Origin of the sequence: Actinomadura rubrobrunea NBRC 15275 (genome assembly GCF_001552235.1) — a bacterium.
Lineage (GTDB): Bacteria > Actinomycetota > Actinomycetes > Streptosporangiales > Streptosporangiaceae > Spirillospora > Spirillospora viridilutea.
In genome coordinates, this window is the sequence record NZ_BCQU01000054.1 from 1 (window position 1) to 22,083 (window position 22,083).

Sequence of the window (22,083 nt, forward strand, 5' to 3'; positions counted from 1 at the left end):
CGACCGCGCCGGAGCGGCCGCGGACGGGCGGTTCCGGCCAGGCCGGACCGCCGGGCGCCTCCCCGGAGCAGTCCGCCGCGCGCGCCGCCTCCCGCGACCAGACCGCCCAGCCGCCGTCCCGCACCGCCGCCTCCGCCCCCACCGTCCCGTCCCGGCCCTCCCCGGCCACGACTCCGCCGTCCGCCGCCCGGGTGCGCCGCAGGCTCGCCCGGCTCGGGGGGCCGCGCGGCACCGCTATGAACCCGGTACTCGAACCACTGATCAAGACGGTCCGCAACACCCATCCCAAGGCGGACCTGCGGCTGATCGAACGCGCCTACGACGTCGCCGCGCACTACCACCGCGACCAGAAGCGCAAGAGCGGCGACCCCTACATCACCCATCCCCTCGCCGTCGCCACCATCCTCGCCGAGCTCGGCATGAACACCGAGACGCTGTGCGCGGCGCTGCTGCACGACACCGTCGAGGACACCCCGTACACCCTCGAGGAGCTGCGCGCCGACTTCGGCGACGAGATCGCCGCGCTGGTGGACGGGGTGACCAAGCTCGACAAGGTCAAGTACGGCGACGCGGCCGAGGCCGAGACGGTCCGCAAGATGGTCGTGGCGATGTCCCGCGACATCCGGGTGCTGGTCATCAAGCTGGCCGACCGGCTGCACAACATGCGCACCCTGCGCTACCTGCCGCGGCACAAGCAGGAGCGCAAGGCCCGGGAGACGCTGGAGATCTTCGCGCCGCTGGCGCACCGGCTCGGCATGAACACCCTCAAGTGGGAGCTGGAGGACCTGGCGTTCGCCACCCTCTACCCCAAGCGGTTCGACGAGATCGCCCGCCTGGTGTCCGAGCGGGCCCCGCGCCGCGACGTCTACCTGCAGGAAGTGATCGAGAAGGTCTCGGCCGACCTGCGCGAGGCGCGGATCAAGGCCACGGTGACCGGCCGCCCCAAGCACTACTACTCGATCTACCAGAAGATGATCGCCCGGGACGTGAGCTTCGACGACATCTACGATCTCGTCGGCATCCGCGTCCTGGTCGACAACGTGCGCGACTGCTACGCCGCCCTCGGCTCGATCCACGCGCGATGGAACCCGGTCCCCGGCCGGTTCAAGGACTACATCGCGATGCCGAAGTTCAACATGTACCAGTCGCTGCACACCACGGTGATCGGCCCGGAGGGCAAGCCGGTCGAGCTGCAGATCCGCACGTGGGGGATGCACCGGCGGGCCGAGTACGGCGTGGCCGCGCACTGGAAGTACAAGGAGGAGACGGTCGCCGGCCGCAAGGCGAGCGACATGCAGTGGCTGCGCCAGCTGCTGGACTGGCAGAAGGAGACCGCCGACCCGGCCGAGTTCCTGGAGTCGCTGCGCTTCGACCTGTCGGTCTCGGAGGTCTTCGTCTTCACCCCCAAGGGCGACGTGATCGCCCTTCCGCAGGGCGCCACCCCGGTCGACTTCGCCTACGCCATCCACACCGAGGTGGGGCACCGCTGCATCGGCGCCCGGGTCAACGGGCGCCTGGTGCCGCTGGAGTCCACGCTCGACAACGGCGACACCGTCGAGGTGTTCACCTCCAAGTCGCCGGACGCCGGGCCCAGCCGCGACTGGCTGGGGTTCGTCAAGAGCGCCCGCGCCCGCAACAAGATCAAGCACTGGTTCTCCAAGGAGCGCCGCGACACGGCGATCGAGTCCGGCAAGGAGTCGATCGCCCGCGCCATGCGCAAGCAGAACATGCCGCTGCAGCGCATGATGTCCGGGGAGGCGCTGCTGGCGCTCGCCCGCGACATGCGGTACCCCGACGTGTCGTCGCTGTACGCGGCGGTCGGCGAGGGCCACGTGTCGGCCCAGCACGTCGTGCAGTCCCTGGTGGACGCCCTGGGCGGGGTGGAGAGCGCCGAGGAGGACCTCGCCGAGATCGCCCTGCCGACCCGCCGCAAGCGGGTGCGTCCGGCGGGCGACCCGGGCGTGGTCGTGGCGGACGACCCGGACGTGTGGGTGCGGCTGTCGCGCTGCTGCACGCCGGTGCCGGGCGACGACATCGTCGGCTTCGTGACCCGCGGCCACGGCGTGTCGGTGCACCGCACCGACTGCGTCAACGTCGCCCAGCTGCGGTCCCAGCCGGACCGGCTGATCGACGTCAAGTGGTCGCCCACCGAGGACTCGGTGTTCCTGGTCGCGATCCAGGTGGAGGCGTTGGACCGTCCGCGCCTGCTGTCGGACGTCACCCGGGTGCTGTCCGACCAGCACGTCAACATCCTGTCCGCCTCGGTCACCACCAGCCGCGACCGCGTCGCCGTCAGCCGCTTCACCTTCGAGATGGGCGACCCCAAGCACCTGGGCCACGTCCTCAAGGCGGTCCGTTCGATCGACGGCGTCTACGACGTCTACCGCATCACCAGCGGCGCCCACCGCTGACACCCCTCGTACCGCCGTCGCCGCCGCGTCGGCGCCGCCGCCCCCGCCGAGCATGGAAGAGGGCGGCCGCCGGTCGCTCCGGCGGCCGCCCTCATCGCGCGTGTCGCGCCCCGGGACGGGCGCGGGTCAAGACTTCTCCTCGGGGACGGCGTCGATGCCGGCCTCGGCGCGCTGCTGCGGCGTGATGGGGGTGGGGGCCGCGGTGAGCGGGTCGAACCCGGACGCGGCCTTCGGGAAGGCGATCACGTCGCGGATCGTCTCGGCGCCCGCCAGCAGCATGACGATGCGGTCCCAGCCGAACGCGATGCCGCCGTGCGGGGGCGGGCCGTACTTGAACGCCTCCAGCAGCCACCCGAACTTGGACTCGGCCTCCTCCTTGGACAGGCCGAGCACGTCGAACACCCGCTGCTGCATCTCCGCGCGGTGGATGCGGATCGAGCCGCCGCCGATCTCGTTGCCGTTGCACACCAGGTCGTAGGCGTCGGCCAGGGCCTCGCCCGGACGGTCCTGGAAGTCGTCGGCGAACTCGGGCTTGGGCGCGGTGAACGGGTGGTGCACCGAGGTCCAGCCGATCTGCTCGCCCTTGTCGTCGTACAGCGGCTCGAACACCGGGGCGTCCACCACCCACGCGAACGCCCAGGCCGACTCGTCGATCAGGCCGCAGCGGCGGCCGATCTCCAGCCGGGCCGCGCCCAGCAGCTCGCGGGACTCCTGCGGGCGGCCCGCGGCGAAGAAGATCGCGTCGCCGGGGGCGGCGCCGACCTTGGCGGCCAGGCCCTCCCGCTCGGCGTCCGACAGGTTCTTGGCGACCGGGCCGGTCAGCGAGCCGTCCGGCTGCACGAGCACGTACGCCAGGCCGCGGGCGCCGCGCGCCCTGGCCCAGTCCTGCCAGGCGTCCAGCTCCTTGCGGGTCTGGGACGCGCCGCCCGGCATCACCACGGCGCCCACGTACGGGGCCTGGAAGACGCGGAACGACGTGCCGGAGAAGTACTCGGTCATGTCGGTCAGCTCCTGGCCGAACCGCAGGTCCGGCTTGTCGGAGCCGTACCGCGCCATCGCCTCGGCGTAGGTGAGGTGCGGGATCGGCCGGGGGATCTCGTACCCGACGATCTCCTTCCACAGCCGGGCGACCAGGTCCTCGGCGACCTTCAGCACGTCGTCCTGGGTGACGAACGACATCTCGATGTCGATCTGGGTGAATTCCGGCTGCCGGTCGGCGCGGAAGTCCTCGTCCCGGTAGCAGCGGGCGATCTGGTAGTACCGCTCCATGCCCGCCACCATCAGCAGCTGCTTGAACAGCTGCGGCGACTGCGGCAGCGCGTACCAGTGGCCCGGCTGCAGCCGGACGGGCACGAGGAAGTCGCGGGCGCCCTCGGGGGTCGAACGGGTCAGCGTCGGCGTCTCGACGTTGACGAACCCGTGCTCGCGCATGACCTCGTGCACGATGAACGTCGCGTCCGAGCGGATCCGCATGGCGCGGGCGACGGCGTCGCGGCGGATGTCGAGGTAGCGGTACTTGAGCCGCACCTCCTCGTTGACGTTGGCCGCCCCCTCGATCGGGAACGGCAGCGGCGCCGACTCCGACAGCACCTCGATGTCGGTGGCGGCGACCTCGACCTCGCCGGTGGGCAGCTCGGGGTTCTCGTTGCCGGCCGGGCGCACCCGCACCTCGCCGGTGACCTTGACGCAGTATTCCGAGCGCAGGTCGTGCGCGGTGTCCTCTTCCCGGAAGACCACCTGGGCGATGCCGGACGCGTCGCGCAGGTCGATGAACGTGACCCCGCCGTGGTCGCGGCGGCGGGCCACCCACCCGGCCAGGGTGACCTGCTGACCGGCGTGCTCCCGGCGGAGCGTCCCCGCCTCGTGCGAGCGGATCATCGTGCGAGCCTTTCTGTCAACGTCGTGACGATCTCGGTGAGCGGTACGGCGGTCTGGTCGCCGCTTGCCAGGTCCTTCAGCTGGACGGACCCGGCGGCGATATCTCGCTCGCCGAGGATCACGGCGTACCGGGCGCCGGACCGGTCGGCGTCCTTCATGGCGCCCTTGAGCTTCTTGCCGCCGTAGGCCATGTCGGCCGCCACGCCCGCCGCGCGCAGCTCGGCGACCAGGCCGAACACGCGGCGCTCCGCCTCCTCGCCGAGGGCGACGCCGAACACCTCGCAGCGCGGCGGCGCGGCGAACTCGGCGCCCTCGGCCTCCAGCGCGAGCAGGGTGCGGTCCAGGCCGAGGCCGAACCCGATGCCCGGCAGCGGCGGGCCGCCGATGTCCTCCGACAGGCCGTCGTAGCGTCCGCCGCCGCCGATGCCCGACTGGGCGCCGAGCAGCGGGTGGTCGAACTCGTAGGTGGTGCGCGTGTAGTAGTCCAGGCCGCGCACCAGCGTGGGCGTGTCCTCCCAGGCGATGCCCAGGTCGGACAGCAGGCCGCGGACCCGGTCGTGGTGGGCCTTGCAGGCGGCGCACAGGTGGTCGGACACCAGCGGCGCGTCGGCCAGCCGGGCGCGGACCTCGGGGCGCTTGTCGTCCAGCACCCGCAGCGGGTTGATCTCGACGCGGGTGCGGGTGGCCTCGTCCAGGTCGAGGCCGCGCAGGAACTCCTGGAGGCGGGCGCGGTAGGCGGGGCGGCACTCGCGGCAGCCCAGCGAGTTGAGCAGCAGCCGCACCCGCGTCAGGCCCAGCGAGCGGTACCAGTTCCAGGCGATCGCGATGGTCTCGGCGTCGACCTGCGGGTCCTCGCTGCCGATGGCCTCCAGGTCCAGCTGGTAGAACTGCCGGTAGCGGCCCTGCTGGGGCCGTTCGGCGCGGAACGCCGGGCCGGTCGTCCACACCTTGACCGGCAGGCCGCCGCGCTTGTGCAGGCCGTGCTCCAGGACGGCGCGCAGCACCCCGGCGGTGAACTCCGGGCGCAGCGTCAGCGACCGCCCGCCGCGGTCGGTGAAGGTGTACATCTCCTTGCTGACCACGTCGGTGGACTCGCCGACGCCGCGCCGGAACAGGTTGGTGTCCTCGAAGACCGCCAGCTCCAGGTAGCCGTATCCGGCCAGCCGCGCCTGCTCGGCGAACCGCTGCCGGACGGCCTGCAGCAGGTCCGCGCGCGGCGGGACGTATTCACTGACCCCCTTGGGGGCCTGGAAGCTCGAACTCATGATCCTTATTCGGGTGTCACATCCCCGTGCGGGGACCGTCGGCGGGGGCCCCGCTCGGGGCCGAGAGGCCTGCCAGGAACGGGTTGGTCGCGCGCTCGCGGCCGATGGTGGTCTGCGGGCCGTGGCCGGGCAGGACGGCGGTGTCGTCGGGCAGCGGCAGGCACACCCGCGCCAGGCTGTCGAGGATCTGCTCGTAGGAGCCGCCCGGCAGGTCGGTGCGCCCGATCGACCCGGCGAACAGCAGGTCGCCGGTGAACAGCACGTCGGGGCGGTCGTCCGCGGCGGGCGTCCGGAACGTCACCGATCCGGGGGTGTGGCCCGGCGCGTGGTTCACGGTGATGCGCAGCCCGGCCAGTTCGATCACGGCGCCGTCGGTCAGCTCCCGCACGTCGTCGGGCTCGGACAGCGTCAGCCCGCCGAACAGCTCCTGCCCGGGCCCGAGGCCCAGCCCCTTGGCGGGGTCGGTGAGCAGGTCGCGGTCGTCGGGATGGATGTAGGCGGGCACGTCCTTGGCGCCGCACACCGGCGCCACCGACCAGACGTGGTCGATATGGCCGTGCGTGAGCAGGACGGCGACCGGCTTGAGCCGGTGCTCGCGCAGCAGCTCGTCGATGCCGGCCTCGGCGTCCTGGCCGGGATCGACGATCACGCACTCCTCGCCCGCGGCGGGCGCCACGACGTAGCAGTTCGCGGCGAACGATCCTGCGGGGAACCCGGCGACGAGCACGGTCGTCCTTCCCTTCGAGCTGTGCTGCGGGCCTCGCCTGGCCGGCGGGGCCGTTCCCGGCCGCCCGTCGGCGCAGGCGGCGGCGTTTCGAGGGTACCGGCGCGGCCAGGGGCATCGCGAACGAGATCCGCCATCGCCGTGTCGCTTCCCCCGGTGGACGCGGGGCGCGGACGCGGTCGAGGCCCGGCGGGGACCGTGGTCGAGGCGCGGCTGGGACGCCGACGTCGGGCGCGGGCGGCTTGACCATACACGGGCCGTATGCCGGTACCGCTACTATGCGCTGCACGTTCACCTGATCACTTGTTCGGCCCGGCGCGCGTCAGGGGTCGGGCAGACGGTTCGACGCAACGGATCCGCATCACCGGGAGGGCAGGCACGTGGCGGGGAAGGACCGCAAGAAGCAGCTCGCGCGGCAGCGCTACGAGCGGCAGCAGCAGCGCCGAAGGGCCCAGGAGGCCCGGGCCCGTCGCGTGAAGATCATCGGTTCGGTGCTCGCGGTGGCCGTCGTCGCGGGGGGCGTGACGGGCGTCGTGGCGCTGGTGGGCGGCGACGACGACTCCAAGGCGGACGCCGCGGCCAGTCCCCAGGCGTCGCCCAGCGCGCAGGCGAGCTCGGCCAAGCCGGGCGAGTGCGCCTACAACGACACGGGCGACGCGGCCAAGGACGTCGGCAAGCCGCCCGCCAAGCCCGCGTACGACAAGGCCGTCAAGGCGACCCTGAAGACCAACCAGGGCGAGGTGGAGCTGGAGCTGGACGGCAAGAAGGCTCCCTGCACCGTCAACTCCTTCGCCTACCTGGCCAAGAAGGACTACTTCGACAAGACCGAATGCCACCGCCTCACCAGCGGCGGCCTGAGCGTCCTGCAGTGCGGCGACCCCAAGGGGGACGGCACGGGCGGGCCGGGCTACCAGTTCGCCGACGAGAACACCCAGGGCGCCGAGTACGACAAGGGCACCCTGGCGATGGCCAACTCCGGCCCGGACACCAACGGCAGCCAGTTCTTCATGGTGTACGCCGACTCCCAGCTGCCGCCGAACTACTCGGTGTTCGGCAAGATCACTTCGGGCATGGACGTGCTCGAGAAGATCGCCAAGGGCGGGTCCGAGCCGGAGGGCGACGGTAAGCCCAAGACAAAGGTGACGATCCAGGACGTCTCGATCGCCAAGAAATAGGCGAACGGGATACTAAGGTGTGGAGGGTCCGGTGAGTGTGAGCACGATCGGACCGTGATTCAGGAGGCAAGGGTGTCCAGCGCGACCGATCCCTGGGGCCGGGTGGACGAGGACGGCACCGTCTATGTGCGGACCGCGGAGGGCGAGCGGGTCGTCGGCTCGTGGCAGGCCGGCGCCCCGGAGGAGGCCCTGGCCTACTTCCGGCGCAAGTACGACGCTCTGGCCACCGAGGTGAGCCTGCTGGAGCAGCGGTTGCGCACCACCGACCTGCAGCCGGGCCAGGCCCAGCAGGGCATCCAGCGGCTGCGCGAGGCGGTGAGCGAGGCGCACGCGGTCGGCGACCTGGACGCGCTGATGCGCCGCCTGGACGCGCTGGAGGAGGAGGTGGGCCGGCGCCGCGAGGAGGTCCGCGCGGCGCGCGAGCAGGCCCGCCAGGAGGCCCGCCTGGTCAAGGAGCGGATCGTCGCCGAGGCCGAGCGGATCGCCGCCGAGGAGACGCACTGGAAGAACGGCGGCGAGCGGCTGCGGCAGCTGGTGGAGGAGTGGAAGGCGGCCGAGCGGATCGACCGCCCCACCGAGACCGCGCTGTGGAAGCGGCTGTCGGCGGCGCGCAACGCCTTCACCAAGCGCCGCAAGGCCTACTTCGCCTCGCTGGACGACCAGCGCGAGGAGGCCCGCCGGGAGAAGGAGCGGCTGGTCGCCGAGGCCGAGGCGATGAGCGACTCCACCGACTGGAGCGAGACCGCCGCCGCCTACCGCGACCTGATGCGCCGGTGGAAGATGGCGGGGCGGGCGGCCCGGGACGTGGAGGAGCAGCTGTGGGCCCGGTTCAAGGCGGCCCAGGACGTGTTCTTCCAGGCCCGCAACGCCGCGTTTGCCGAGCGGGACGCCGAGCTGCGGGTCAACGCCGAGGAGAAGGAGAAGCTGCTGGCCGAGGCCGAGCGGCTGCTGCCCGTCACCGACGTGCGGTCGGCGCGGCAGGCGCTGCGCTCGATCCAGGAGCGCTGGGAGGCGATCGGCCCCGTGCCGCGCGACCAGCGCGACCGCCTGGAGGGGCGGCTGCGCAAGGTCGAGGAGGCGGTGCGCGGCGCCGAGGAGGCCGAGTGGCGGCGCACCAACCCCGAGGCGCGGGCCCGCGCCGAGGCGACGGTGGCGCAGCTGCGCAGCTCCATCGACCAGCTGGAGAAGCGGCTGGCCGAGGCCCGCGACGCCGGCCGGGACAAGGACGCCAAGGAGGCCGAGGAGGCCCTGACGGCCCGCCGCGCCTGGCTGGCGGAGGCCGAACGGACCCTGGCGGAGTTCTCCCGCTGACGCGCCCCGTCGCGCGGCGGCCCGGTGGGACCGCGCCGCCGCGCGACGGAGGGCTCACGCCGACGCGCTCACACTCGCGCGGTCACGCTCATGCCGAGGCGCCGCGCTCGGCCAGCATCCGGTTCATCAGGGCGATCTCCGACTGCTGCCCGTCCACCATGGTGCGGGCCAGGCGGCGCACCTCGGGGCGGTCGGTGCGGGCCAGCACGGCGCGGGCCATGTCCACGCCCCCGCGGTGGTGCGCGATCATCAACCGCAGGTAGCGGATCTCGGCGTCGCGCCCGGACGCCCGCTCCAGCTCCCGCAGCCGCGTGCGCGTCGCCATGCCCGGCATGACGGCTCCGTCCGCGCCCGAGCCGGGAGCGTGCGCGCCGCCGTGATGCCCGGACATCCAGCGCATCCGGCCCCCCGGGTCGGTCTTGGGCAGGCCCCAGTCGTCCAGCCAGGCGGTCATCATGCCGATCTGCGCCTGCTGGGCGGTGATGATGTCGTACGCCAGCAGCCGCACCGGCTCGTCGCGGGTGCGCTCGCGGACGATGAACGACATCCGCACGGCCTGGGCGTGGTGCGCGCTCATGTCGCGCGCGAACCCGGCCTCCGGCGAATCGGTGCCGGGTTCGCCGGACCGCTTCGCCGCCAGGACCGTCAGGACCGCGGCCGCCAGCAGCACCAGCGCCGCCAGCGCGACGGCGGCGCGCCGCACGCCCGTCCTCCCACGTGGGCCGTCCTCCCGCTCCGGACGGGGAGGGGAGACGGCCGTGCCCGTCTCGGCGCCGCTCACGGCGTGTCCTTCGCGCCGTCGCAGGCCGCCCCGGGCTCGGGCGTCTGCGGTCCCTTGACGTAGGCGCGCAGGAACGCGTCGATCCGCGCGTCGGAGGCGTCCTGCAGCATCAGCTGCCGGCCCCACGCCGTCAAGGCGATCGGGGCGTCCTGGCCCGGGTAAGGGCTCAGCATCGTGTAGTCGGTGCCGTCCACCTTGTCCTTGAGCCGGTCGAGCTGGTCGCCGGCCAGGCCGGGACGGTAGGTGACCCAGACGGCGCCGTGCTCCAGGGAGTGCACGGCGTTCTCGTCGCGCAGCGGCCGGTCGTAGACGCGTCCGTCGCAGTTCTGCCAGACGGGGTCGTGGGCCCCGCCCATGGGCGGGGCGGTGTCGTACTCCACCGCGCCGGTGGTGTGCTCGCGGCTGAGGCCCTCCTTCTCCACGACGCCGGAGATCGCCGCCTCGGCGGCGGACGGTCCCCGCGTCTGCAGGAAGGCGAACGCGATCGCCACGGCCGAGACGACGCCGATCACCGTGAAGAAGACGATGCCTCCCCACGGGACCTCCCGCTTGATGAGTGCGTTCTTGCGGTTGCGCGCCCGGGAGGACCGGCCGCGGTTCTGCAGGTTCTTGTGCCGTTGCTGGTTGCGAGCCCGCGTGCGGGCGCTCTTGGACATGCGTTCTCTCCAAGCAAGCTGAGATGAGGCAGGGGAAAACGGCGCTATGGCCGTACGTGGGCAGGGCGGTACGGAAGACAGGGGGCTGCCCTGACCTTCCGAGGCCGCCGGCCTGTCACAGCCTCAGAACCTGGAGAGAAGCCAACGAAGGCGTCAGAGGCGGGCCGGTCGCCGAAGGGACGAGGACCCGGGGCGCGCGGTCCGCCCGCAGCGCGCGGCGGCGGCGTCGGCCCACGGCCAGCGCGATCGCCAGAAGGCTGATCAGAACGGCGAGGCACAGGCACGCGTGGGCGGGGCCCAGCGGGGGCAGATCGACCGGCGCCTTCGACGTCGTCGCCGAGGACGCCGCCTCCGGGTGGAGGGCGTGCGCCTTCGGCGGGAGGTCGGCGGCGATCACGTCGGCGACGGCGGACGGCACCGACACGGCGTGCTGGGTGCACACCCGCAGCGGCGCGCCGTGGCCCAGCCCGTAGCTGGAGACGAGCCCGGCCACCAGGAACAGCGCCACCAGCAGGCAGGCCGGCCCGCGGCGCGGCTGCGGGGCGGCCGCCGTACGGGTCACCGATTCACCTCCGGGCGATGCCGACGCGACCGACGCGGCGGCGGATCGGCGCTATCGGTGCGCCCCGGCGCGATCCGCCTGACCAAGCGGTCAACGCGGAGCCCCGGCGCCGAGTTCCCGGGACACCGCACCGGATCGGTCCAAACCGAACGCCACCGTCATTCCGGACGGGCGGAGGAGGCGGCCCGCGGGCGCCCCGGGCCCGCCGGACCGAAGCCGGAGATGTCGGCGCGGCGAGATAGTGTCGGAGGGTGAGCAGGGCGCGACCGGACCAGCCGGAAGGGCTTTTCGACGATCCGCTGGAGGAGATCACCGGCGACCGCGGCGCGGGCCGCGGCACAGGACGCGGCACGGGGGGACCGGCGGGACCGGGCGGCGCCGGCCCCGTCGACGGCAGGGAGCCGCTGGCCGTCCGGATGCGCCCGCGCGGCCTGGACGAGGTCGTCGGGCAGGCGCACCTGCTGGGCCCCGGGACCCCCATCCGCCAGCTCGTCGACCGCGACCAGCCCATGTCGCTGGTGCTGTGGGGGCCGCCCGGCACCGGCAAGACCACCCTGGCCACCGTGGTCAGCCGGGTCACCCGGCGCCGCTTCGTGGAGATCTCCGCGGTGACCGACGGCGTCAAGCGGGTCCGCGCCGAGATCGACCTGGCCCGCCGCGAGCTCGGCATGACCGGGCGGCAGACCGTGCTGTTCGTCGACGAGGTGCACCGCTTCAACAAGGCCCAGCAGGACGCGCTGCTGCCCGCCGTGGAGAACCGCTGGGTGTCGTTCATCGGCGCGACCACCGAGAACCCGTTCTTCTCGGTGATCAGCCCGCTGCTGTCGCGCTCGCTGCTGCTCACCCTGGAGCCGCTCGGCGAGGACGAGCTGCGCGAGGTGGTCCGGCGGGCGCTGGTCGACGAACGCGGCCTGGCCGGGACGGTGGAGCTGCAGGACGCCGCCGAGGACCACCTCATCCGCCTGGCCGGCGGCGACGCCCGGCGCGCCCTGACCTACCTGGAGGCGGCCGCCCTGGTCGCGGACGGCGGGACGATCACCGTCGAGGTGCTGGAGAAGGCGGTCGACCGGGCCGCGGTGCGCTACGACCGCGAGGGCGACCAGCACTACGACGTCGTCAGCGCGTTCATCAAGAGCATCCGCGGCAGCGACGTCGACGCGGCCCTGCACTACCTGGCCCGCATGCTGGAGGCGGGGGAGGACCCTCGGTTCATCGCCCGGCGGCTCATCGTGCACGCCAGCGAGGACGTGGGCATGGCCGACCCCACCGCGCTGCAGACCGCCGTCGCCGCCGCGCAGGCCGTGGAGTTCGTCGGGCTGCCCGAGGCCCGCATCAACCTGGCCCAGGCCGTGATCCACCTGGCCGTCGCGCCCAAGTCCAACGCCGTGATCACCGCGGTGGACGAGGCGATCGGCGACGTCCGCCGCGGCCTGGTCGGCCCCGTGCCCGCCCACCTGCGCGACGCGCACTACAAGGGCGCGGCCAAGATCGGCCACGGCGCGGGCTACAAGTACGCCCACGACTACCCCGGCGGCGTGGTGCGCCAGCAGTACGCCCCGGACGCGGTGAACGGACGCGAGTACTACCGCCCGACCCGGTACGGCGCCGAGGCCCGCTTCTCGGAGATCGTCGAGCGCATCCGCTCCGTCCTGCGCGGCCGTCCCCGCGACACCCCGGCCGAGCCCCGCTGACCCCGCGCGGGCGGCCCGCCGACACCGTCCGCGCGATCTGGAAAATCATTCGGGCGCCGCGGGGGTCGGCCCGATAACCTGCCGATGTGACACCCCGGTCACCGGGGGAACGAGGGCGGCGCCGCCCGCGGGGGACGACGGCGCGACGCGTGTCCGAGCGGCCGCGCGCACGCGTCTCCCGGACCGGCGCCCACGGTAAGGTCAGTCAGACCGGACCAGCCAGCCCGAAAGACACAGCGAACGGAAGTCCTGATGCTCACAGGTGGACAGCTCGCGGGCCTCATCGTGGCCGTGTTCTGGGCCGTGCTCGTGTCCTTCCTCGCCTACACGCTGCTGCGGCTCGCCCGGCTGCTGCGCGAGGCCGGCGACCTGGTCGCCGACATCGCCGACCGGGCCGGCCCCCTCATGGAGGACATGTCCCGCACGGTGCGCCGCGCCAACGAGCAGCTCGGCCGCACCGACGCGATCACCAAGCAGGTCGCGGGCGTCACCCAGAACGTCTCGGCGGTCACCACCGTGATGACCTCTGTGGTGGGCGGCCCGCTGGTGAAGGCGGCGGCGTTCTCCTACGGGGTCCGCAAGGCCCTGGCCGGCCGCTCCGACGGAGGACGGGGATCGGGACGGTCCGAGCTGCCGCCCGGCCCCGCCCGCAACGGCGCCAGGAGCAGGGGGCGCGGGCGATGAAAAGGCTGTTCTGGCTCTCGGTCGGCGCGGGCGCCGGCATCTACGTCAGCCACCGGGTCCGGCGCCGGGTCGAGCGGCTGGCGCGCACCTGGTCGCCCGAGGGCGTGGCGTCCCGCGCGATCACCGCGGGACACGACATGGGGGATCGGTTGAGGCATTTCGCCGACGACGTCCGTAGAGAGATGCGGAACCGTGAGGCGGAACTGCGGGAGGCCGTACGGATCGACACCGTGCCGATCGACACCCCAGAAGCGGACCCGGCCCCGCGGCGCCGGGTGCTCAAGGCGCGTTACACGATCATCGACGACGACAAGGATGGCCACTGATCATGGAGTCGGCAGAAGTCGCACGCCGCTTCCTCGCGTTCTTCGAACGGCGCGGGCACACCGTGGTGCCCTCGGCCAGCCTGGTCGCCGAGGACCCGACCCTGCTGCTGGTGAACGCCGGCATGGTCCCGTTCAAGCCGTACTTCCTCGGACAGCGCACCCCGCCCGCGCAGCGGATGACCAGCGTCCAGAAGTGCGTGCGCACCCCGGACATCGACGAGGTCGGCAAGACCACGAGGCACGCCACCTTCTTCCAGATGCTGGGGAACTTCTCCATCGGCGACTACTTCAAGGAGGGGGCGATCCCCTACGCGTGGGAGCTGCTGACCACGCCGCAGTCCGACGGCGGGTTCGGGTTCCCCGAGGACAAGCTGTGGGTCACCGTCTACGAGGACGATGACGAGGCCGCCGACATCTGGCACACCAAGGTCGGCATCCCGCTGGAGCGCATCCAGCGGCGCGGCCTGGCCGACAACTACTGGCACATGGGCGTGCCCGGGCCCGGCGGCCCCTGCTCGGAGATCTACTACGACCGCGGCCCCGAGTACGGCCGCGAGGGCGGCCCGGTCGCCGACGAGGACCGCTACCTCGAGGTCTGGAACCTCGTGTTCATGCAGTCCCAGCTGTCGGCGGTGCGCAGCAAGGTCGACTTCGACGTCGAGGGCGACCTGCCCGCCAAGAACATTGACACCGGCATGGGCCTGGAGCGCATGGCGGCGATCCTGCAGGGCGTCGACAACATCTACGAGACCGACACCCTGCGCCGGATCCTGGACCGCGCCGCCGAGCTGACCGGCGCCGTGTACGGCCGCGACGCCCGCGCCGACGTGTCCCTGCGAGTGGTCGCCGACCACGTGCGCAGCGGCACCATGATGGTCGCCGACGGCATCCGCCCCGGCAACGAGGGCCGCGGCTACGTGCTGCGCCGCATCCTGCGGCGCTCGATCCGCAACCTGCGGCTGCTGGGCGGGCAGGACGCCGGGCTGATGCACGAGCTGACCGCCGTGGCGATCGCCACGATGGGCGAGCAGTACCCCGAGCTGGTCAACGACGCCGCCACCATCCACACCGTGATCGACGCCGAGGAGGAGTCGTTCCTGGCGACCCTGCGCACCGGCACCGCGATCTTCGACACGGCGGTGCAGGAGACCCGGCGGGCGGGCGGCACCACGCTGCCGGGCGAGCAGGCGTTCAAGCTGCACGACACCTACGGCTTCCCCATCGACCTGACCCTGGAGATGGCCGCCGAGCAGGGCCTCACCGTCGACGAGGAGGGCTTCCGGCGGCTGATGGCCGAGCAGCGGGAGCGGGCCAAGCGCGACGCGGCCGCGAAGAAGACCGGCAACCTGGACGTGTCGGTGCTGGACGAGCTGCTCACCGGCGCGGGCGGCCGGGTCGACTTCGTCGGCTACGAGCACGTCACCGGCGAGGCCCGCCTGGTCGGCCTGCTGGTCAACGGCGCGTCCGTGCAGGCCGCGGGCGAGGGCGCCGAGGTCGAGGCGGTGCTCGACCGCACCCCGTTCTACGCCGAGGGCGGCGGCCAGCTCGCCGACCAGGGCGTGATCCGGCTGGGCGGCGGCGCGGTGATCGAGGTGCGCGACGTGCAGTCGCCGCTGGCCGGGCTGATCGTGCACCGCGGCGTGGTGCGCAATGGCGAGGCCCAGGTCGGCGACTCCGCCTACGCCGAGATCGACGTGGAGCGGCGGCGGGCGATCTCCCGGTCGCACTCGGCCACCCACATGGTGCACGCCGGGTTCCGCCGGGCCCTCGGCGAGTCGGCCGCGCAGGCCGGCTCGGAGAACTCCCCGGGCCGGTTCCGGTTCGACTTCACCGCCGCCGGCGCCGTGCCGCCCAGCGTGCTGCGCGACGTCGAGGAAGAGGTCAACGCCGTCCTGGCCGACGACCTGGACGTGCGGGCCTTCCACACCTCCCTGGACGAGGCGCGGGCCATGGGCGCGCTGGCGCTGTTCGGCGAGAAGTACGGCGACGAGGTCCGCGTCGTGGAGATCGGCGACTACTCGCGGGAGCTGTGCGGCGGGACCCACGTGCACCGGTCCGGCCAGCTCGGCCTCGTCAAGATCCTCGGCGAGTCGTCCATCGGCGCCGGGGTGCGCCGCGTGGAGGCGCTCGTCGGCATCGACGCCTTCCGCTACCTGGCCCGCGAGAGCGTCCTGGTCGCGCAGCTGGCCGAGCAGATGAAGGCGCGCAAGGAGGAGCTGCCCGAGCGGATCTCCGGCGTGGTGGCGCGGCTGCGGGAGGCCGAGAAGGAGCTGGAGCGGCTGCGCTCGGCGCAGGTGCTGGCGGTCGCGGGCTCGCTCGCCGACGGCGCCAAGGACGTGGGCGGCGTGGCGTTCGTCGGGCACCGCGCGCCCGACGGCACCGGCGCCGACGACCTGCGCCGGCTCGCGGTGGACGTGCGCGGCCGGCTGGCCGCCCGGCCCGCCGTCGTCATGATCACGGGCGTGCCCAAGGACCGGCCCGTCGTGGTCGTCGCGGTCACCGAGGGCGCCCGCGAGCGCGGGCTGAAGGCGGGCGCGCTGGTCGGCGTGGCCGCCAAGGCCCTCGGCGGCGGCGGAGGCGGCAAGGACGACCTCGCCCAGGGCGGCGGCTCCAACGCCGGCGCGGTCGGCGAGGCCATGGCCGCCGTGGAACGGGCCGTGGGAGCCGCGTGAGCCCCATGGTCGCGCGGACGTACGGCAGGGGCGGGCACCGCGCCCGCGGCGGGCGCCCGACCGGACGCCGGTCCCGGGGGCGCCGCGCCCGGCGGAGCGGAGCCCGGCCATGAGGCAGGGCGTGCGGCTCGGGGTCGACGTGGGCACCGTCCGCATCGGGGTGGCCCGCAGCGACCCCGCCGGCATCCTGGCCTCGCCTCTGGAGACGGTGCGGCGCGGCAAGGGCGACCTGGACCGCCTGGCCGCGCTCGCCGAGGAGGTCGAGGCCATCGAAGTGATCGTGGGCCTGCCCACGTCGCTGTCGGGGCGCGAGGGGCCCGCCGCCGAGGCGGCCCGGCGGTTCGCCGCCGAGCTCGCCGGGCGGCTGGCGCCCCGCGTCGTCCGGCTCTGCGACGAGCGGCTCACCACCGTCACGGCGGAGAACGGCCTGCGCGCCGGGGGAGTGCGCGGCCGGGCGCGCCGTCAGGTCGTCGATCAGACGGCCGCGGCGGTTCTGTTGCAATCGGCCCTGGATGGGGAAAGGTTGACGGGGAGCCCCCCAGGCGAGATCGTCCGGGGAGGCTCATGAGCGACTTGGATCTGTTCTCGGACCCCTACGGCGAACGGCCCTACGGGCACTCGGGCTACGACGATTCGGGCCGCGACGGGCGGCAGGGACCGCCCCCCAGCCGCCGCGACCGGCGCAACGCGCGCAAGCGGCAGCGCCGCAAGCGCCGCAACGGCCGCGCCGCCGTGCTGTTCGCGCTGGCGTTCCTGGTGGCGGTGGTGGGCACCGGCGGCGTGCTCGGTCTGGCCTGGCTGGACCACCGGCTGCATCCGCCGGACTACGAGGGCCAGGGCACCGGCAGTGTCACGGTCCAGATCAAGGAGGGCGACAGCGGCGCGGTCATCGGCGCCACCCTGGAAGAGCACGGCGTGGTCAAGAGCAGCCGCGCGTTCGTGAAGGCGTACGGCAGGGAGCCGCGGGCCTCCAGCATCCAGCCGGGCTTCTACCAGATGCGCAAGCGGATGTCGTCGGCCGCGGCGATGGCGCTGCTGCTCGACCCCAAGTCGCGGGCGAGCAACCAGATCACCATCCCCGAGGGGCTGCGCGTCAGCCAGGTCGTCCAGCGCCTGGCCCGCAAGACCGGCATCCCCGAGAGCGAGTTCACCAAGGTGGTGCGGAACCCGAAAGGCCTCGGCCTGCCGCCGTACGCCAAGGGCAAGGTCGAGGGCTACCTGTTCCCGGGCCGCTACGACCTGGACCCGAACGGCTCGGCCGAGGAGATCCTCAAGCAGATGGTGGACCGCTTCAAGCAGACCGCCGACCGGATGGAGCTGGAGGAGCGGGCCCGGCGCGCCCGCATGAACCCCGGCTCGGTGATCACCATGGCCAGCCTCATCCAGGCCGAGAGCGGCCGCCCGTCCGACATGCCGAAGATCTCCCGGGTGATCTACAACCGGCTGCGGCACAAGCCCGAGCCGATGTTCCTCAAGTTCGACAGCACCACGCTGTACGGGCTGAACAAGTTCGGCTACGTCGCCAGCAACGAGGACATCCGCTCGCAGAACCCGTACAACACCTACCAGCATCCGGGACTGCCGCCGGGCGCGATCTCCAATCCGGGGGAGTCCGCCATCGAGGCGGTGTTCGAGCCCGAGCCGGGCGACTGGCTGTTCTTCGTCACCACCGACCCCAAGAACCGCATCACCGAGTACGCCGAGACCGAGGCCGAGTTCAACCGGCTGCGGGCCAAGCTGAACGCGTACCTGGCCAGGAACGGGGGCAACTAGTGCCGCACGCCGCGGTCGCCGGCTCCCCCATCGCGCACTCGCTCTCCCCGGTGCTGCACCGGGCCGCGTACGCCGCGATGGGGCTGGAGGACTGGACGTACGAGGCGTTCGAGTGCGCCGAGGAGGGCCTGCCCGCCCTCCTCGGCGGGCTCGGCCCCGACTGGGCCGGGCTGTCGCTGACCATGCCGCTCAAGCGCGCGGCGCTGACGCTGGCGGACACGGTGTCGGACCTGGCCGCCGCCGTGGGCGCCGCCAACACCCTCGTGCTGCGGGACGGCCGCCGCCACGCCGACAACACCGACGTGCACGGCATCGTCGCCGCGCTCGCCGAGAACGGCCTGGACCGGGCCAAGTCGGTGCTGGTGCTGGGCGGCGGCGCGACGGCCGCGTCGGCCCTGGCCGCGCTGGCGCGGCTCGGCGCGGCCGAGGCGCGGCTCGCGGCGCGCCGTCCGGAACGCGCCCGGGACGCCGTCGAGGTCGGACGCCGGTTCGGCCTGGCCGTCGAGGCGGCCTCCCTCGGCGACCTGCCCGCCCTGCTGGACGTCGACCTGGTGGTCTCCACGCTGCCCGCGGGCGCCGCGGACCCCTACGCCGAGCAGGTGGCCGCCTCGGGCGCGGCCGTGTTCGACGTGGTGTACGGGCAGCCGTCCGCGCTCGTCGGGACGGTCGAACGCGCGGGCGGCCGGGCCGTCGACGGCTTCCCGATGCTGCTCCACCAGGCCGTGCGGCAGGTCGCCCTGATGACCGGACGCGACGACGTGCCGGTCGAGGCGATGCGCGCCGCCGGGACCGCCGAGCTGGCGCGGCGGGCCCGGGCCTCCGGCGGCGCCTGACCCCCTCGGGGCGTCACTGAGCGCTCGGCGGCGACTGCGCGGCCTGCTGCCCCGGCGCGGTGAGCGCCGCGGACGACGAGCGGCGCCGTTTGGCCGCCTCGTGCGCCGTGGTCATCACCATCGGCAGGATGACGCTGAGCCAGAAGTCCTTCCAGTCCCAGGTGCCGGTGGCCACGCCGGCCAGGCTCCCCACCGCCACCAGGACCAGCAGCAGCCGGCTCCAGTTGCGGAGCAGGAACGGCGTCACCCGGACCCGCAGCCCCCGCGCGGGCAGCAGGGCGGTCAGGGGGCGGTCGCGGGCGTGCCCGCGCTGCACCACGGCCGCGTCGGGCAGCCAGTGCAGCACGTCCCTGGACGCCGCCAGCGGCATGCGGCGCAGATCCGTCAGCGCCTCCAGACGCCACCACAGCGTCCACAGCGAGGTCCGGCCGCTGCCGGGATAGCCGATCCACCGGGGCGTGGCCACCTCGCCGCGCACCAACGTCTGGAACGCGCGGCCGACCACGGCGCCGGGGACGCCCCGCGGATCCCGCAGCAGCGCCGAGACGGCGACCGGCAGGCCGTAGTGCCACAGCGCCAGCCGCCACACCGGCCGCGTGCCCGGCCCGCCGGGCGTCACGTCATAGGTCTCGATCCAGGTGTGCGAGTCCTCGGTGTCCAGGTTGGCGCGCAGCCAGTCGTAGGCGGCCAGCAACCGCTCGTCGTCGCGCAACGCGCGCGCCTCGGCCAAGGTCAGCAGAGCGAACGCTGTGTGCGTGACGGTCGGGGCCGCAGCGCGCGTCGGCCCCCAGGCGGGCCGTTTGCTCGTGCGGTCGGACGTGAGCCACTCCACGCCCCGCTCGACCGCGGGATGGTACGGGTTGAGCTGTGTGAGCGCGCGCAGCGCCAGGCAGGTCAGCCACACCCGCGACGGGCACCCGTACAGCGACCCCCAGCCGCCGTCCGGGTTCTGGTTGCGCAGCAGCCACTCGTAAGCGCGGCGGATGTCGGGTGCGTCGTCGCGCAGTCCGCAGCGTGCGCGCGCCAGGAACCGCGCGATCCACGCGGTCGCCTCGACGACGGGCATTCCCAGACTGGTCCTGGTGGCCCAGCCGCCGTCCTTGAGGCGGTCGGCGGAGGCGGCCTGCCGCTCGGCCAGGAAGGCCAGCCCCTCGTCGAAATGCTCGAACGGCCGTCCCGTCTCCGTGAACGCCATCAGGGCGACCGCGGTGGCGGTCGCGCCCGGGTCGGGACGGGTCAGGTCGTGGTACCAGCCCCCGACGTCGCCGGAGGGGACGTAGGTGTCGCGCAGGACGTCGAGCGACTCGTCGAGCCGGGTCTGGAGCACGGCCATGTCGATGCTGGGGGAGGCGCTGGTGGGAGGCACTGTCGTCACGTTAGGTCTGGCTTTGTCAACACGACCGTCATCTCTTGTTTATGTGCCCGTTAGGGCACGCTTCTGCACCCGGAAATGACGGCCACTATCCGCCCTCTCGGACAGGTAGATGTGCCGTATCAGCCCGCACGCCGGAGGGCAGGCTCTGTGACGCCCCACTTCATGACCCCCAGGAGGCGTCGTGGCCGAACCCGCGATGCGCACCGCACCCGAGGCGGACTGCGTCTTCTGTCCGCCGCTGAGATTCCGTTTCAACGCCATGGCCGACCTCCCCCGGGAGGGGAGCGTTCTGGCGGAGGACGACGTATTCCTGCTCATGCCCGACTTGGCGCCCCTCGCCGACGGGCATCTGCTTTTGGTGACGACCGCCCATTACCAATGCGCGGGGGCGTTCGATGCGGCGCTGTGGGGACGCGCGCTGCTATGGCGGCAGCGCGTCTCCCAGCTCTACGCCGCCGCTTACGGAACCGCGGACGTCCTCGTCTTGGAGCACGGGCCGGGCAGCGCCCAAGGCGGCGGCGCGTGCATCGACCACGCCCACTGGCACCTGCTGCCGACCGCGGCGAGCGTACGGGCCGTCCTGGAAAAGCAGGGCCCGGCCGGCAGGCCCGCGACACACCGTGCGCTCCGGGCGTGCTTCCGTGCGCGTCGGTCCTACCTGCTGGTCGACGAACGCAACGAACCGGTGATGTACCCGGGCGACGGCGCCCCGCGTCAGTACCTGCGCTGGGCCGCCGCCGTGGCCCTCAGCCGCCGCCGCGGCACCTCACCGGGCGTTTGGCGCTGGCAGGAGATGTTCGGTCTGCCGGAGAGCAAAGCCCGCTTCCTGCGCACGCTCGACGCCATGCGCAAGGCCGCCGCGGCGACCAGGCCGCCCGTTCCGGAGGGCGGCGGGCGGGGTCACCGGATGCCCGGCAGGCGCTCGCCGCACCGCGACGACAGCCACCAGTAGAGCTCCCCGGCCGCCAGCCGGTCGCCGAACCCTGTGCGCCGCACCCCCGGGCCGTACCCCGTCGCGTACTCCACGAGCACCTGCCCGCGCCGGTAGGCCACCACGTCCTCCAGCGAGGTCGGACCGTGGCGCAGCAGCCACAGCGGCCGTCCCCCGACCCTGCGGTCCAGCGCCGGGAGCATCTCCCGCACCTCGGCGGGCGTCGACGGCACCGGCAGGCCGAGCAGCCGCGCCAGCGTCGGCACTTCCGTGATCACCACGTCGACGGAGCCGAGCACCGGCGCCGCCTCCGCGGCGGGCAGCCTGCGGTCGATGTCGTGCGGCACGAGGTCGAACGCCACCAGCGTGCCGCCCCGCCGGGCGACGTCCACCGCCGCGCGCAGCGCCGCCCGCGACGCCGGCGCCAGCAGGGAGTAGCCGTCGGCGAACAGGACGTCCGCGCGCCGGATCGCCGGGGCCGCGCGGCGCACGTCGTCCTCGGTCAGGCGGCGGCCCGGGCCCTGGTCGTCCACCACCAGCAGCCGCACCCCCGGCCCGAGCGCGTCGCGCCCGACGGGCCCGCCCCGGGCGACGCCGACCGCGTCCGGGCGTCCGGTCCCGTCGCGCAGCATCACCGACACGCCGTTGGCCGCGCCCGGCTCCACGCACAGCAGGTCGCGCACGCCCATCCGCCGCAGCTCGCGCCGGATCACGGGGGTGAACGCGTCGTCGCCGATCTTGGCGAGCAGCGCCACCCGGCGGAAGTAGCCGGTGGCGCAGCGGGCCATGTTCATCGCCGTGCCCGCCACCACCGCCCGGGCGGGGGCGTAGGCCAGCCGGTCGGCGGCCAGGTCGGTGAAGCGCACGCCGGGCAGGTCCGCCCGCGCCTCGATCATCACGTCGCCCAGCACGACGAGGCGGAACCGGCGTTCGGCCGCGCCGTCCAGCCCCGGCCACCGGACGGGCGGGTGCACGGCCGCCGCGCCGTCGGGAGGGTCGGGAGAGCCGGGAGACGAGGCCACTCCCGCGCCGGGT

At 73.5% G+C, this 22,083-nt stretch carries 19 protein-coding genes; 11 read left to right on the plus strand and 8 right to left on the minus strand.

Translation table 11 applies throughout. From position 1 onward, the window contains the following. The first annotated feature begins 236 nt into the window (after positions 1-236). Positions 237-2,411: a RelA/SpoT family protein gene (locus AR3_RS17595; RefSeq protein WP_083951638.1), complete on the plus strand. Its 2,175-nt coding sequence runs from the start codon at positions 237-239 to the stop codon at positions 2,409-2,411. Positions 2,412-2,537: 126 nt separating this feature from the next. On the opposite strand, the gene aspS is transcribed toward AR3_RS17595, so the two are convergent. Genes aspS through AR3_RS17610 form a run of 3 tightly spaced genes read right to left on the minus strand, consistent with a single transcriptional unit; the run spans position 2,538 to position 6,281 of the window. Continuing rightward, positions 2,538-4,289, minus strand: a complete 1,752-nt coding sequence (aspS, locus tag AR3_RS17600; RefSeq protein ID WP_067915312.1) for an aspartate--tRNA ligase — start codon at positions 4,287-4,289, stop codon at positions 2,538-2,540. After that, a complete protein-coding gene (gene hisS, locus AR3_RS17605; protein ID WP_067915313.1) occupies positions 4,286-5,554 on the minus strand; it encodes a histidine--tRNA ligase in 1,269 nt (422 codons plus the stop codon). The genes aspS and hisS overlap by 4 nt, the downstream gene beginning before the upstream one ends. A 16-nt stretch (positions 5,555-5,570) precedes the next feature. Beyond that, positions 5,571-6,281, minus strand: coding sequence for an MBL fold metallo-hydrolase (locus AR3_RS17610; protein ID WP_067915314.1), 711 nt, complete (start codon positions 6,279-6,281; stop codon positions 5,571-5,573). 377 nt (positions 6,282-6,658) lie between these two features. Between AR3_RS17610 and AR3_RS17615 the strand changes: the two genes are divergently transcribed. Further along, a complete protein-coding gene (locus AR3_RS17615; protein ID WP_067915315.1) occupies positions 6,659-7,453 on the plus strand; it encodes a peptidylprolyl isomerase in 795 nt (264 codons plus the stop codon). Positions 7,454-7,525: 72 nt separating this feature from the next. Beyond that, positions 7,526-8,764, plus strand: a complete 1,239-nt coding sequence (locus AR3_RS17620; protein WP_083951632.1) for a DUF349 domain-containing protein — start codon at positions 7,526-7,528, stop codon at positions 8,762-8,764. An 88-nt stretch (positions 8,765-8,852) separates the two neighbouring features. On the opposite strand, the gene AR3_RS17625 is transcribed toward AR3_RS17620, so the two are convergent. The 3 genes from AR3_RS17625 to AR3_RS17635 form a co-directional block, all read right to left on the minus strand. Beyond that, the gene (locus AR3_RS17625) at positions 8,853-9,545 is read right to left on the minus strand and encodes a DUF305 domain-containing protein (protein ID WP_083951633.1); all 693 of its coding nucleotides are present in this window, start codon (positions 9,543-9,545) and stop codon (positions 8,853-8,855) included. Continuing rightward, entirely contained in the window at positions 9,542-10,201 is a 660-nt protein-coding gene (locus tag AR3_RS17630; RefSeq protein WP_083951634.1) for a thioredoxin-like domain-containing protein, read from the minus strand. Before AR3_RS17630 ends, AR3_RS17625 begins: the two co-directional genes overlap by 4 nt. Before the next feature lie 115 nt (positions 10,202-10,316). Further along, positions 10,317-10,763 carry a hypothetical protein gene (locus AR3_RS17635; RefSeq protein WP_067915317.1) on the minus strand — a complete coding sequence of 149 codons (447 nt, stop codon included), beginning with the start codon at positions 10,761-10,763 and terminating at the stop codon, positions 10,317-10,319. Between the two features lie 416 nt (positions 10,764-11,179). On the opposite strand from AR3_RS17635, the gene AR3_RS17640 reads away from it, so the two are divergent. From AR3_RS17640 to AR3_RS17670, 7 genes are all read left to right on the plus strand, one after another. Further along, positions 11,180-12,454, plus strand: a complete 1,275-nt coding sequence (locus tag AR3_RS17640; protein ID WP_083951639.1) for a replication-associated recombination protein A — start codon at positions 11,180-11,182, stop codon at positions 12,452-12,454. A gap of 252 nt (positions 12,455-12,706) precedes the next feature. Further along, complete coding sequence (locus AR3_RS17645; protein WP_067915318.1) at positions 12,707-13,138, plus strand: DUF948 domain-containing protein; 432 nt, start codon at positions 12,707-12,709, stop codon at positions 13,136-13,138. Then, on the plus strand, positions 13,135-13,464 hold the full coding sequence (locus AR3_RS17650; protein ID WP_067915319.1) for a DUF6167 family protein: 330 nt from the start codon (positions 13,135-13,137) through the stop codon (positions 13,462-13,464). The genes AR3_RS17645 and AR3_RS17650 overlap by 4 nt, the downstream gene beginning before the upstream one ends. Before the next feature lie 2 nt (positions 13,465-13,466). Next, positions 13,467-16,136 (plus strand): alanine--tRNA ligase, encoded by a 2,670-nt coding sequence (gene alaS, locus AR3_RS17655; protein WP_067915320.1) that lies wholly within the window; start codon positions 13,467-13,469, stop codon positions 16,134-16,136. Between the two features lie 109 nt (positions 16,137-16,245). Further along, a complete protein-coding gene (gene ruvX, locus AR3_RS17660; protein ID WP_067915321.1) occupies positions 16,246-16,704 on the plus strand; it encodes a Holliday junction resolvase RuvX in 459 nt (152 codons plus the stop codon). Further along, positions 16,701-17,909 carry an endolytic transglycosylase MltG gene (gene mltG, locus AR3_RS17665; RefSeq protein ID WP_067915322.1) on the plus strand — a complete coding sequence of 403 codons (1,209 nt, stop codon included), beginning with the start codon at positions 16,701-16,703 and terminating at the stop codon, positions 17,907-17,909. Before ruvX ends, mltG begins: the two co-directional genes overlap by 4 nt. Further along, positions 17,909-18,742: a shikimate dehydrogenase gene (locus AR3_RS17670; RefSeq protein ID WP_067915323.1), complete on the plus strand. Its 834-nt coding sequence runs from the start codon at positions 17,909-17,911 to the stop codon at positions 18,740-18,742. Before mltG ends, AR3_RS17670 begins: the two co-directional genes overlap by 1 nt. Before the next feature lie 13 nt (positions 18,743-18,755). Here the strand turns inward: AR3_RS17670 and AR3_RS17675 are convergent, their stop codons facing one another. After that, a complete protein-coding gene (locus AR3_RS17675) occupies positions 18,756-20,108 on the minus strand; it encodes a prenyltransferase/squalene oxidase repeat-containing protein (RefSeq protein ID WP_106259120.1) in 1,353 nt (450 codons plus the stop codon). 190 nt (positions 20,109-20,298) lie between these two features. Here AR3_RS17675 and AR3_RS17680 point away from each other — a divergent pair, with 190 nt between their 5' ends. After that, positions 20,299-21,069 (plus strand): HIT family protein, encoded by a 771-nt coding sequence (locus AR3_RS17680; RefSeq protein ID WP_067915325.1) that lies wholly within the window; start codon positions 20,299-20,301, stop codon positions 21,067-21,069. On the opposite strand, the gene AR3_RS17685 is transcribed toward AR3_RS17680, so the two are convergent. Next, positions 21,018-22,070: a carbohydrate kinase family protein gene (locus tag AR3_RS17685; protein WP_067915326.1), complete on the minus strand. Its 1,053-nt coding sequence runs from the start codon at positions 22,068-22,070 to the stop codon at positions 21,018-21,020. The genes AR3_RS17680 and AR3_RS17685 overlap by 52 nt on opposite strands. Positions 22,071-22,083: the final 13 nt, after the last annotated feature.

Bases quoted from the DNA above. Each gene is read 5' to 3' on its own strand.
- AR3_RS17595 (WP_083951638.1), top strand. From the start codon at position 237: ATGAACCCGGTACTCGAACCACTGATCAAGACGGTCCGCAACACCCAT.
- aspS (WP_067915312.1), bottom strand. From the start codon at position 4,289: ATGATCCGCTCGCACGAGGCGGGGACGCTCCGCCGGGAGCACGCCGGT.
- hisS (WP_067915313.1), bottom strand. From the start codon at position 5,554: ATGAGTTCGAGCTTCCAGGCCCCCAAGGGGGTCAGTGAATACGTCCCG.
- AR3_RS17640 (WP_083951639.1), top strand. From the start codon at position 11,180: ATGCGCCCGCGCGGCCTGGACGAGGTCGTCGGGCAGGCGCACCTGCTG.
- mltG (WP_067915322.1), top strand. From the start codon at position 16,701: ATGAGCGACTTGGATCTGTTCTCGGACCCCTACGGCGAACGGCCCTAC.
- AR3_RS17645 (WP_067915318.1), top strand. From the start codon at position 12,707: ATGCTCACAGGTGGACAGCTCGCGGGCCTCATCGTGGCCGTGTTCTGG.
- AR3_RS17650 (WP_067915319.1), top strand. From the start codon at position 13,135: ATGAAAAGGCTGTTCTGGCTCTCGGTCGGCGCGGGCGCCGGCATCTAC.
- ruvX (WP_067915321.1), top strand. From the start codon at position 16,246: ATGAGGCAGGGCGTGCGGCTCGGGGTCGACGTGGGCACCGTCCGCATC.
- AR3_RS17630 (WP_083951634.1), bottom strand. From the start codon at position 10,201: ATGTCCAAGAGCGCCCGCACGCGGGCTCGCAACCAGCAACGGCACAAG.
- alaS (WP_067915320.1), top strand. From the start codon at position 13,467: ATGGAGTCGGCAGAAGTCGCACGCCGCTTCCTCGCGTTCTTCGAACGG.